Consider the following 12,470-nt stretch of genomic DNA (forward strand, 5'->3'; position numbering starts at 1 on the left):
ATGAAGCGATTCTCGATTCCCTATATTTTTTGGGCGGTATTGTTTATTCTCCTTCCCATCGCGCTGATCGTCTATATGAGCTTTAACGGCATCAGCACCATGAATATGGGTGAATACCGCTTTTCGACGGAACAGTACGCGCGGTTTTTGCAGCCCATCTATCTCCGGATTCTGTGGCGTTCCATCGTGCTCGCGGCGGTATCGACCGTCGTCTGCCTGCTTTTGGGCTATCCCGCCGCCTATTTTATCTCCCGGCTCAAGCAAAAGGACGCCTCGATGATGATTCTGCTCTTTGTGATTCCCATGTGGATGAACTTTCTCTTGCGGACCTATGCCTGGATTACCCTATTGGGCAGAAACGGCGTCTTAAACCGCATGATGGGGCTGTTGGGTCTCGGGCCCTTCGAAATGATGTATAACGAAGGGGCGATTTTGATGGGTATGATCTATAACTTTATCCCCTTTATGGTGCTCCCCATCTATTCCGTACTGACGAAGATGGACAAGTCGCTCTTGGAGGCGGCGCAGGACTTGGGGGCTTCTCCCTGGCACGCCTTTCGCAAGGTGACGCTACCGCTCTCTCTTTCCGGCATCTACAGCGGGATTTTGATGTGCTTTATCCCGGCGCTTTCGACCTTTGTCATTTCGGCGCTCTTGGGGGGCAATAAGTACTATTTGGTGGGCAATATCATCGAACAGCAGTTCCGCTTTACGGGCAACTGGGCCTTCGGCTCGACGATTTCCGTGGTGCTGATGCTGATTTTGTTCACGATGCTCTTCTTTTCCCGCAAGTTCGGGATCGACGACGGAAAGGGCGTGAAACATGGGAAATAAACTTCGAAAACTGTATTTGGGCCTGATGCTCGCCTTTTTGTATCTGCCGATTGCGGTGTTGATTGTGTTCAGTTTTAACGACACCAAACTCCGCGGGGTGTGGGCGGGCTTTACCACCCACTGGTACACGGATCTCTTTTCCGATCCCATTATTTTAAACAGCTTTTACAATACGATCCTCGTGGCGGCGGTGGCGACGGTGGTTTCTACCGTCTTGGGTACCGTATCCGCCATCGGGATCCGCGCTTTAAGGCGCAGACAGCAGAGCCTCGTCTTAAACGTGAACTATCTGCCGGTCTTAAACCCCGACATCGTAACGGCGGTGGCGCTGATGAGTTTGTTCGGCTTTCTCGCCTTGGAGCGGGGGCTTGTAACCATGACGCTTTCGCATATCGTCTTTTGTACGCCCTATGTGATCCTATCGGTGCTGCCCAAATTGGACCAGCTGGATCAAAACACCGTCGAGGCGGCCTTCGATTTGGGGGCCAAGCCCATCGAGGCGCTCCGCTATGTGGTGATTCCGCAGATCAAACCCGGCATCGCCTCCGGCGCACTGATGGCCTTTACGCTTTCGGTGGACGATTTTATCATCTCGTTTTTTACCACCGGACAAGGGGTCTCGAATCTTTCCATTGCGCTGTATTCCATGGCGAAGACGGGGATCAACCCGTCGATGAACGCCATCTCTACCATTCTCTTTGTGACGATCTTTATCCTGCTGTTGATTTTGAACAAGCGGGATATCGATCTGATCCACTTCGAGGTGTAATATGAAAAAACAGTTTTGGATCCTCATTTTGATATTCGCCCTCGCCCTAACGGGTTGCGCCGATCAAAAGGACGAGGGACAGACCGTATCGGTCTACAACTGGGGCGAGTATGTGGATATGGATACCATCGCCCAGTTCGAAGAAGAGACGGGCATCAAGGTGATCTACGACACCTTCGCCTCCAACGAAGACCTGTACGTCAAGATCAAAAAATCCAACGAACCCTATGACGTGATCGTGCCCTCCGAGTATATGATCGAGCGCATGATTCGAGAAGATATGCTGATGCCGCTGGACTATTCTTTGATCCCAAATATCAAAAAGTTCGACAAGCGCTTTTTGGATATGGAATACGACCCGAACAACAAGTATTCGGTGCCCTATTACTGGGGGACGCTGGGGATCGTCGTCAACGAGAAATACGTAGATGAGCAGATCGACTCGTGGAACAGCCTGTGGGATCCCAAGTATAAAAACCAGATCATTATGTATAATTCCCAGCGCGATTCCATCGCCGTGGCGCTTAAAAAGCTGGGATATAGCATGAACAGCCGCTCCATCGACGAGCTCGAGGCGGCGGGGCAAGCGTTGATCGAGCAAAAGCCTTTGGTCTATGCCTATCTTGCCGACGAAGGTCGAGATGTGATGAGCCAGGGCGATGCCTCTCTTTCGGTGATGTATTCTGGCGATGCGCTGATGATGATGGAAGAAAATGAAGATTTAAATTATGTAATACCGAAAGAGGGTACGAATATATGGTATGATTCTTTTGTAGTTCCAAAGAATGCAAAGAATCCCGAAGCGGCGATGCGCTTTATTAATTTTATGTCCCGACCGGATATTGCGGCGAAAAACGCCGAGTTCAACGTCGGATATGCAACGCCGATCCCCGAGGCCATAGAAATGCTTCCAGACGAGATCAAAAACGATCCCGTCGCCTATCCGGATCCCGATACCCTCCCTCCCTTGGAAGTGTACCGCGATCTGGGCAGCTTTGTCGAAGAATACGACCGAATCTGGACGGAAGTGACGGCGCGGTAGGATCACGAAAAACCATTTATTCTGAAGGAGGATGTTAGTTGTGGCTTATGAGTATGTAATTGTCGGATGCGGTATCGCCGGTGTAACGGCCGCCAAGGAAATCCGAAAAAACGACGACACGGGCACCATCTTGTTGTTGGGCGATGAGAACCGAGACGGGTATTACAGAATCAAGCTGACCGAACTCTTGGGCGAGAAGGATCCGACCTTTCCCGATCTGAACAAAGAGGGATGGGCGAAACAGTTGGGGATCGACGAATTCATCGGCGAAAAGGTCGAAAAGATCGACTTCGAATCCAAGATCCTGACCCTAAAGAGCGGAAAGACCGTTCGCGGCAACAAAATCCTTTTGGCAAACGGCAGCCATGCCAGTGCGCCCCCGTTTGAAAATAAGGACATCCCCGGTGTCTTTACCTTAAGAAGTTACGACGACTTGCTGGGCATTCAGAAATATTTAAAAGGCAAACAGCGCGTCGGGGTCATCGGCGGCGGCCTGTTGGGCCTCGAAGCGGCGCGCAGCCTGAAGGAATTGGGCAAAGAAGTGGCGATTATCCACCACTCCGATTACGTATTGAGCCGGCAGCTGGACCGCGAACTGGGCCTAATGCTCAACGAAGAGCTGAAGGACCAGGGGTATATGGTCTATACCGACAAAAACACCTCTCGGTTTTTAGGCGACGACCATCTGGAAGGCATCGAATTCGAGGACGGCAGCGTGCTCGATCTGGACTTCGTGCTCCTTTCCACCGGGGTTAAGCCCAATATCCAATTGTTCGAAGGCACGGGCCTCGCAATCGACCGTGGCGTCGTCGTCGACCATAGCTTAAAGACCAATATCGACGGCGTGTATGCCGCGGGGGATGTGGCACAGGTAGACGGCAAAGTGATGGGAATCTGGCCCGCCTCGATGTCTATGGGGAGAGTCGCCGGCGCCAATATGGCGGGCGGCGCGCTTCGCTACGACAATCCCATGCTCTTTACCCGGTTGGATATGGGGGACATTCAGATCTTCAGCGCCGGCGAGGTCGGCGAGGGCGATGTCTATTTCTACGACGACGGTGACATTCACCATCGCCTCTACGCCAAAGACGGCATGATCACCGGCGTCATCCTCTACGGCGAGACCAAAAATATGATGAAATTCAAGAAAATGGTCGAAGAAAAGGCGCCCGTCGACGAAGCCATATCTGCGGTCTATCCCTTTACCGAAAAGAAAGCATAAAAAATTCCCGAACTTGATGGTTCGGGAATTTTTTATTTGTCCGGCGCTTGCAGGGCGATCTTCAGTTGCAGACGCGTGCCGATGGCGAGATAGACGAAGACGTAAAATAGACTGTAAAAAAATTGCCACTGTAATCCTTCGTCCTTGTATCGCCAGATCGCCAGGGGGATAAACAAAAAGGGGCAGACCGCAAAGGCGATGGCGATGATTTTGTTTACCTTGGGCAAGACGACGGTGGGGTGCTTTTTATGTATGTTAAAGGGCTTTTTGCCGGCGTCGATGGCGTTGATCTCTTTCTTAAAAAAGGGAATGCCGACGGCGAGTACGACCATAATCACCGCAATGCGCGCCAAGGCGGCGGATTCGACGAAATTGCCGGATGCATCGTACAGGGGAAGGAAGGGATGTGCGACGGCCATAATGCCCAGGGCGAACATCCCGATATAATCCAGTTTTTTTAAGATCTGTAAGAGTTTTGTTTTTTCGATTTCCATAGTTACCTCCGAAATCAGTATAGCACAGGGGCGGCTTCTATGAAAAGGTTTCACCAATTTTCCATCCCACGGCGTAGACTTTATGGTATGATAAATTAAAATCGTGTAGAAATTAGGGGGATGATCATGCAGAAACAGATAAAAAACGGAATTATTTTTGTTGTTTTTTTAGTACTATGTTTTCTACTGACTCTAACGCCCTTCATATCGGAAGCCGCTTTGTTTCCCGTCAAAGAGACGAAAGACTTACCCTTCCACGGATTGATTTTCGACAATCCCGCCCGGGTGGATCATTTGAAGATCACCCGCAGACCGGAAGGGGGACGAGACGGCCGCTATCGCTATGACGTGCGTTTTCGCTATCGGGGCGACGCTTCCAGTCTGCGCGTATTGGGCGCGCTTTCTGACAATGTGTACCTGCCGGAGGGCGTGGAACCGTCGCACAGCAAGGTGCGGCTCAAGGGCGACTACGACAAGGTGAGTGGTGCGGTCTATGAGTCTTTAAACATTCGCGATCTGGTCGCAAAGGAGGACTTTACGCTCCAACCGGACGCCGAAATGCGCATTCCCCTGGATGAAAAGGTAGGGGATTATGCCTTCAGCGTGTCGAATCTGCCGGGGACACTGTCGCTCTCTTCGAAAAGACCGGTGGCGACCGTAGGCGTATTTATCACCAACGGCAAGGTCGACGACTTTTCCGATGTCGCAAAGGACGACGACAAGGACGTCAAGCCCGTCACCGGTTCCAAGACCCGTTCGGGCATCTATATCAACAGCTTGGAGAGGATCTATCCCGCGGCGATGAACCGCGTCCGCTTTTGGAATACGGCTTCGAAGGTCGTGGCGGCGGTCGCCGTCATCGCCGTCGGCGCGGTGATTTTTCTCGACCGCAAAAAGCTGTATCCTGTGATTCCGTTTTCGATGCTCGCATTTGTATTTGCGCTTCCCCGGGCGATGGGAAAAGCACCAGGAAATCTCGGCGCCTTTTTGCTCCTTCCGCTTGCGGCGGGCATCGGCTATTTGCTCTTTAAGCTGATGACGCGGCGGGAACTCAGGCTTTCGGGGCTGGATCTGCGGCAGGGATTGGGATTTTTCCTCCTCGCCTTCTGCCTTTCGGTCTTTGTCTTTGTGGTGCCCAGGGGGATTTACTTCTGAAATCACAGGGCCCGAAGGGGGTATAGAAAAACACCCGGAAAACCTTACCGAATTGTATTTTTATCTATTCCATATTATAATAAATGCAGATCAAATAAAGGGGGAACCAAATGAAGAAAAAATCGCTGTTTCTGGCCATGATCATGCTCTTTACATTTGTACTGGCGGCATGCGGCGGCGCAGAGAAAGCGGCCGATAACGGCAATGAAGGTACGAATGCAAATAAGACGGAAGCCGAAGGCAAGACCGACGGCGACGTAAAGGGTATGAAGATCGGCTTTGTCACCGACGAAGGCGGCATCAACGACCAATCCTTTAACCAAGGCGTATGGGAAGGCTTGCAAAAGGCAAACGCCGACTTCGGATTCGACGTATCCTACCAAGAATCCAAGGAGGCGGGCGACTACGCACCCAATATCGAAACCCTGTTGGATGCCGGCAACGAAGTCATCGTAGCGGCTGGCTTCAACTTGGGCGATGCGATGTTGGAAGCGGCGGAAAATAACCCCGACGTTAACTTTGTCATCGTCGACTATACTTACGAAGACGGTCCGGACAACCTGACCGGTCTCGAATTTAAGGCGGAAGAACCTTCCTTCCTCGTCGGCTATATCGCGGGGCTTACCAGCGAAACCAACAAAGTCGGCTTTGTTGGCGGACAAGAATCCACGTTGATTCAAACCTTTGAATACGGCTACAAAGCGGGCGTGGACCAAGCGGCCAAGGAAAAGGGCCAAGAGATCCAGTTCGTCAGCCAATACGTCGGCAACTTCTCCGATGCGGCCAAAGGCAAGAGCATCGCGACCAATATGTATCAACAGGGCGCCGACGTGGTATTCCACGCTTCCGGCGGTGCGGGCGACGGCGTAATCGAAGCCGCCAAGGACCAAGACAAATGGGCCATCGGCGTAGACCGCGACCAAAACGACATCGCACCGGACAATGTACTCACCTCCGCTATGAAGCGCGCAGACAGCGCCGTCTATAAGGTGCTCGAAGGCCTTTCCAAGGGCGAAGACTTCCCCGGCGGCGAAAACCTCAGCTTCGGCTTGAAGGACGGCGATACGGTCGACATCGCACCCACCAGCGACAAGAATGTAAAACCGGAAATCCTCGCCAAGATCGACGCCTTAAAGGAAAAGATCGTATCCGGCGAAATCAAGGTGCCGAGCTCCAAGGAAGAATACGAAACATTTGAAGCAAAATAAATTTGATCTCGCGGGAGAGGCGAAATGCCTCTCCTTTTTGTTTGCGCCTTTAGAAAAGCGGGGGGATAGTGTATAATAAAACGAGTATATTAAGGGGGATAACGATGGTTGAAAGACAAAATGCGCCCGCCGTGGAGATGCGTGGAATCACCAAGAAATTCGGTGACTTCGTGGCGAACGACACGATCGATCTCGTCGTCGAAAAAGGGGAGATCCACGCACTCTTAGGTGAAAACGGCGCGGGCAAGAGTACGCTGATGAACGTACTCTACGGTTTATATGCGCCCACGGAAGGCGCGATTCGGATCCACGGAAAGTCCGTGGATTTTCGCGGTCCCAAGGACGCCATCGAGGCGGGTTTGGGGATGGTGCACCAGCACTTTATGCTGTTCGAGCCCTTTACCGTGGTAGAAAATATTATTTTGGGAGAAGAACCCACAAAAGGCGTCGTGCTGGACAAAGAAGAAGCGCGTAGACGCGTGATGGAGCTTTCCGATCGCTACGGCCTCAAGATCGACCCGGACGATCGCATCGAAAACATTTCGGTGGGTATGCAGCAGCGGGTCGAGATCCTAAAAGCGCTTTATCGCGATGCGGACATATTGATCTTCGACGAACCCACGGCGGTACTTACGCCCCAGGAGATCGAGGAGCTGATTAAAATCCTGCGCTCCCTCGCCGAAGAAGGAAAAAGCATTATCATCATCACCCACAAATTGGGCGAGATCAAAGCGTTGGCGGAGCGTTGCACGATCATTCGTCGGGGCAAGTGGATCGACACGGTGGATGTGGCGTCGACCTCCGAAGAAGCACTGGCAGAAAAGATGGTCGGCCGCGAGATCGCCTTTTCGGTCTATAAAAAGCCCATGCAGTTGGGCGAGGAGTTCCTCAAGGTGGAAGGCCTTCGCGTCAAGGATTTTCGCGGCGTGGAAAAACTCCGCGGCTTGAATCTCGAAGTCCGAAAGGGCGAGATCTTCGGCATCGCGGGCGTCGACGGCAACGGCCAATCGGAGTTGTTGGAGGCGCTTACGGGTTTACGACCCATTGAGGGCGGAAAGATTTTCATCGGCGGCAAGGATATGACGCAAAAGTCACCCAAGGAGATCCGCGATGCGGGCATGAACAACATTCCCGAAGACAGAAACAAGCGGGGCCTGGTGTAGGAATTTAGCGTGGCGGAAAATATGATCCTTCACCGCTTCCACGAGATGCCCTATGCCAAGGGCGGCATCTTGCAGGATGAAGCCATCCGTACCCATGCACAAGGGCTGATGGAATCGTACGACATTCGGCCGCGGCGCAGCGATTATCTGGCGGGAGAACTTTCCGGCGGGAATCAGCAAAAGGTCATCTTGGCGCGCGAGATCGACGACGATCCCGAAATCCTGATCGCAGCGCAGCCGACGCGGGGTCTCGACGTGGGCGCAATCGAATACATTCACAAATTCCTGGTGGAACAACGGGACCGCGGCAAGGCGGTGCTGTTGGTGAGCTTCGAATTGGAGGAAGTCATGAGTCTTTCCGATCGCATCGGAATTTTATATGAGGGACAGATCACCAAGATCTTCCGAGACGGGGAGGCCGACGAAAAGGAATTGGGCTACTATATGGCGGGAGGTAAAGACCATGAATAAGCGTATGCTCTACTACACGCTGATGTCCGTCGCCCTGGGCCTTTTGGTGGGAGCGATTATCTTGCTTGCCGTGGACGTAAACCCCATAGAAGCGTATAAGGTCATGATTTTGGGCGCCTTCGGCCGTCCCAAGTATCTGTCTTGGACCATCGTCGAGGCGGTGCCGATCATCCTTACGGGGATCGCCGTCGCCTTCGCCTTTCGCACCGGCATCTTTAATATCGGGGCGGAAGGACAGTTTATCGTCGGGAGTTTGGGCGCCATTATGGTGGGCGCGGCGGTCGAGATGCCGCCGGTGATCCACGCCGTCGTCGCCATACTCGCAGGGGTCGCCTTCGGCGCGCTTTGGGGCGCGATTGTCGGCATCTGCAAGGCAAAGCGGGGCGTCAACGAGGTCATCTCCTCGATTATGTTGAACTGGATCGCCTTCTACCTGAGCAACTATATGCTCACCAAGGCATTTCTCAGAAAGCCCGACAGCAACTATTCCTTCGACATTCACCCGTCGGCGGGGATTCGCATTTTGGGCGAGTGGAAGCGCTCCGGCGCCGGGCGCGCCTTTTTGCGCGAACACGAAATCCTCAAGGACATCTTGAACCCGCCGGTTCACTGGGGTATTTTGCTTGCCATCGTCGTCGCCATTGCAGTGTGGTTTATTTTAAAGAAAACCAGCTTGGGCTACGAATTGAAGGCGGTGGGCTACAATAAATTTGCCGCGGAATATGGCGGCATCAATATCTCTAAGAACGTCATGATTTCCATGGCCGTTTCCGGCGCCATCGCCGGGCTCGCCGGCGCCGTGCAGGTGCTCGGCGTACAGGGTAATATCGGCCTGTTGGCGGCACAACAGGGCTACGGATTTAACGGCATCGCGGTCAGTTTGATCGCCGCCAATCATCCCATCGCCTGTATTCCTGCGGGCATTCTCTTTGCCGCCCTCAGTTACGGCGGCGGGAAGCTAAATTCCGCCATGAAGACGCCTTCGGAGATTATCAATATCGTCATCGGCATTATCGTGTTGTTTATCGCCATGCCGCGCTTTATGGACTGGATCCGCAACAAATTTGCCGCGAAGAAACAAGGGGGAGGGGAAACCATTGAATAACACAATACTGTTAAGCATCGCCGGGGTGCTGGGCATCACCTTGCTCTACGCCGCTCCCTTGATTTATGCGGCCATGGGCGGCATCGTCAGCGAAAACACCGGCGTCGTCAATATCGGACTCGAAGGCATGATGACCATCGGCGCCCTGGTGGGCGCAACGGTCGGATTTTATCTGGGAAACCCCTGGCTCGCCTTTATCGCCGGCGGATTGGGGGGCATGGCCATTGCGCTCCTACACGGCGTGGCGACGATCCACTTCGGCGCCGACCACGTGGTGAGCGGTACCGCCATCAACTTGCTGGGGCCGGGCCTTTCGATTTTCCTCGCCCGCCTGTTTTTCGACGGGGCGGCGATGACTCAACCCATCCCCCTCGGCAACAAGATGCCCCGGGTATTTTCCGGCGTCTTTAAGGGCGGCACCGTGGGCAATATTATCTTTAACCAATATATCACCGTATATATCGCCATCGCCTTGGTCGCCGTGGTTTACTTCGTCCTCTACAAGACCAAATTGGGACTGCGCCTTCGGGCGGTGGGCGAACACCCGCACGCCGCCGAGACCCTGGGTGTCGATGTGTATAAGATGAAATACATCGGCGTATTGACCTCGGGATTTTTGGCGGGCCTGGGCGGTGCGAGCCTGAGTCTCGCCGTGGTGGCGAACTTCCGCGAGACCCTCATTTCGGGCCAAGGCTTTATCGCCCTTGCGGCGGTCATTTTCGGCGGCTGGAAGCCTCACACCACGCTGCTCGCGTGCCTCCTTTTCGGGGCGGCGGAAGGCCTGGTGGTCTATCTGGGTTCGACCTCCCTTTCGGTGGCGCCGGACCTCTTGAATATGCTCCCGTATGTCATCACCATGGTCGCCATGATCGCCTTCGTAGGCGAGGCACGTGGACCGTCGGCAAACGGGTTGCCCTACAAGCGAAACAAATAAATGGTTGATGTGCAGACAAATGCGTCTGCGCATCTTTTTTTTTGCTCTCCTTTGCGATATCCTAGAATAGGAATAATTGTCGATTCAAAACGATCGGCAGCCGTCAAATACATATAAAAAGTACGGAGGAAAGATGAATCGCAATCGATTGGAAAATGTTATGCTCGTCATACTGGGCACAGACATCAACGCATACGGCATCGCCCGCAGCTGTCATTCTCATTACGAAAAGACCTCTCATGCCTTCGGCTACAAGGCGCTCGTCGAGACGGCAAACAGCCGCATTGTAACGCCGCATATCGTCGAGGGTTTTTATCGCGACGAGGTATTTACCCGCACGCTCCTCGACTTCGCCGCGGCGCATCCCGACAAGGAGAAAGTGCTCGTGCCCTGTTCGGATCTCTATGCGGAGCTGATGAGCCGCAATGCCGAAGTCTTACAAGGCGCCTATCGCTTTCGCATCGTAGAGGAGGCGCTGCGCCGAAAACTGGAAGATAAAATCGACTTTTACCATATGTGTGAAACCTACGGGCTCGAATATCCCGATACCCATGTATTGGATGCGGAATACGCGGATTTTGATTTTGAGGGCTTGGAGTATCCCATTGCAGTAAAGCCCAATGACAGCATTGGGTATGCCATGATCGATTTTCCCCATAAAAAAAAGGCCTACACCATACATACGCCGCAGGCGGCGCGGACGGTGATGGCACAGATCTACGGCGCCGGTTATAAGGGAGCCATGATCCTCCAGGACTTTATCCCGGGGGATCAAAGTGAAATGGCAGTGCTCAACACCTATTCCGACGGCGAGGGACGCGTGCGCATGATGTGCTACGGCAAATGCCTCTTAGACGAGGTGCTGCCCTTAAATATCGGCAACTACAATGCCCTCGTTACCGAAGACAATCCGGAAGTCTACGACCGGTATCAAAAGTTTTTGGAGGCGATCGGCTATAAAGGCTACGGCAATTTCGATTTAAAGCGAGACCCCCGCGATGGGAGATTTAAGGTTTTCGAAATGAACCTGCGACCGGGTCGTTCCAGCTTTTATATGGAAGCCGGCGGGCTCAATTATATCAGCTATCTCTTAAACGATGTGCTCGACGGCGGCTTAGAAGGTTGTCACCGCCATACAGCGCGAGGGCTGTGGCTCTATGTCGATCCCTATGTATTAAAAAAATACGCCTCTCCCGGAGACCGGGCGTATGCAAAAGAATTGTTAAAGGACGGCTATGCATTTACCCAGTGGTATGAGAACGATCGCTCGCCGGCGAGGCTACTTCAATACTGGCGCCGCCGCCTCTCTACCGTTAAATACTACCGTATCTACGGTTAGGGGATCGGGCCTTTTGGACTTGCCCGAAAGATCGATGCTCTTTTCGGCGAGGGTCGTAAGCGAATCGACGCAGAAGCGGGGATCGACGATGCCCGCACGATATAAGATAGAAAGCTCCGTACAGCCCAATAGAATGCTGTCGGCGTCTTTTTGTCGAAAGTAGGAAACCACCTCGGCGACTGAATCGGGGCGACACTTGCCCGTCGCCTTTAAGTCGGTATAGATGATCTCCATCACCTTTTGCTGCATTGTTTGATCGGGGAGGACATACGCGATCCCTCGACGCGACAGGGCATCTTGATACAGACCCGAGCGGAGATTGCCCGTGGTGGCCATAATGCCTATGGTTTCGGCGGCGCGTTCTGCCACGGCATCGGCGGCGGTCTCGATCAAATTGACAATGGGCACCGATACGGAAGCGGCGAGCGCATCGTAAAAGCAGTGGGCGCTGTTACAAAGCAATACGATGGCATCCGCCCCGGCCTTTTCCAGAATTTTTACATCGCGCAAAAGATATGGCAGGGGACTTTCCTCGCTTTCGCCCAGTATGTATGCGGTGCGATCGGGGGTCGAAGCGGTAGAGGTAATCACCATATCGGGATAGTCCTGGTCGCAGTGGGCATCGGTAAGCGAGAGGACGATCGTCTGAAACTGCGCGGTCACCAGCGGGCCGAGGCCGCCCAGTACGCCGATGGTATGTTGGGACATAAGATACACTTCCTTTCATAGATATT

Annotated in this window: 11 protein-coding genes and 1 pseudogene; 10 read left to right on the plus strand and 2 right to left on the minus strand. The window is 53.2% G+C overall.

The window, feature by feature from the left end; all coding sequences use genetic code 11:
* The 4 genes from QO008_RS07570 to QO008_RS07585 are packed head-to-tail and all read left to right on the plus strand — an operon-like array spanning window position 1 to window position 3,867.
* Window positions 1–834, plus strand: a complete 834-nt coding sequence (locus QO008_RS07570) for an ABC transporter permease (protein ID WP_126464950.1) — start codon at window positions 1–3, stop codon at window positions 832–834.
* Window positions 824–1,603 (plus strand): ABC transporter permease, encoded by a 780-nt coding sequence (locus tag QO008_RS07575; protein WP_307385469.1) that lies wholly within the window; start codon window positions 824–826, stop codon window positions 1,601–1,603. Before QO008_RS07570 ends, QO008_RS07575 begins: the two co-directional genes overlap by 11 nt.
* A gap of 1 nt (window position 1,604) precedes the next feature.
* Window positions 1,605–2,645: an ABC transporter substrate-binding protein gene (locus tag QO008_RS07580; RefSeq protein WP_126464954.1), complete on the plus strand. Its 1,041-nt coding sequence runs from the start codon at window positions 1,605–1,607 to the stop codon at window positions 2,643–2,645.
* Window positions 2,646–2,676: 31 nt separating this feature from the next.
* Window positions 2,677–3,867: an NAD(P)/FAD-dependent oxidoreductase gene (locus QO008_RS07585; RefSeq protein ID WP_307385471.1), complete on the plus strand. Its 1,191-nt coding sequence runs from the start codon at window positions 2,677–2,679 to the stop codon at window positions 3,865–3,867.
* Between the two features lie 32 nt (window positions 3,868–3,899).
* Here QO008_RS07585 and QO008_RS07590 read toward each other — a convergent pair whose 3' ends face one another.
* The gene (locus QO008_RS07590) at window positions 3,900–4,361 is read right to left on the minus strand and encodes a hypothetical protein (protein ID WP_126464958.1); all 462 of its coding nucleotides are present in this window, start codon (window positions 4,359–4,361) and stop codon (window positions 3,900–3,902) included.
* Between the two features lie 219 nt (window positions 4,362–4,580).
* Between QO008_RS07590 and QO008_RS07595 the strand changes: the two genes are divergently transcribed.
* From QO008_RS07595 to QO008_RS07620, 6 genes and pseudogenes are all read left to right on the plus strand, one after another.
* Window positions 4,581–5,516 (plus strand): hypothetical protein, encoded by a 936-nt coding sequence (locus tag QO008_RS07595; RefSeq protein WP_307385473.1) that lies wholly within the window; start codon window positions 4,581–4,583, stop codon window positions 5,514–5,516.
* Window positions 5,517–5,626: 110 nt separating this feature from the next.
* Window positions 5,627–6,724, plus strand: coding sequence for a BMP family lipoprotein (locus tag QO008_RS07600; protein ID WP_126464962.1), 1,098 nt, complete (start codon window positions 5,627–5,629; stop codon window positions 6,722–6,724).
* Window positions 6,725–6,828: 104 nt separating this feature from the next.
* A pseudogene (locus QO008_RS07605) lies at window positions 6,829–8,358 on the plus strand (ABC transporter ATP-binding protein).
* Complete coding sequence (locus tag QO008_RS07610) at window positions 8,351–9,463, plus strand: ABC transporter permease (protein ID WP_307385475.1); 1,113 nt, start codon at window positions 8,351–8,353, stop codon at window positions 9,461–9,463. Before QO008_RS07605 ends, QO008_RS07610 begins: the two are co-directional and overlap by 8 nt.
* The gene (locus QO008_RS07615; protein WP_232006495.1) at window positions 9,456–10,397 is read left to right on the plus strand and encodes an ABC transporter permease; all 942 of its coding nucleotides are present in this window, start codon (window positions 9,456–9,458) and stop codon (window positions 10,395–10,397) included. Before QO008_RS07610 ends, QO008_RS07615 begins: the two co-directional genes overlap by 8 nt.
* Before the next feature lie 133 nt (window positions 10,398–10,530).
* Window positions 10,531–11,736, plus strand: coding sequence for a carboxylate--amine ligase (locus QO008_RS07620; RefSeq protein WP_232006496.1), 1,206 nt, complete (start codon window positions 10,531–10,533; stop codon window positions 11,734–11,736).
* Here QO008_RS07620 and QO008_RS07625 read toward each other — a convergent pair.
* Entirely contained in the window at window positions 11,677–12,444 is a 768-nt protein-coding gene (locus QO008_RS07625; protein ID WP_307385478.1) for an aspartate/glutamate racemase family protein, read from the minus strand. The two genes, QO008_RS07620 and QO008_RS07625, sit on opposite strands and share 60 nt — an antisense overlap.
* Between the last annotated feature and the right edge of the window lie 26 nt (window positions 12,445–12,470).

The organism is Aedoeadaptatus ivorii, from assembly GCF_030815095.1.
Classification (GTDB): domain Bacteria; phylum Bacillota; class Clostridia; order Tissierellales; family Peptoniphilaceae; genus Aedoeadaptatus; species Aedoeadaptatus ivorii.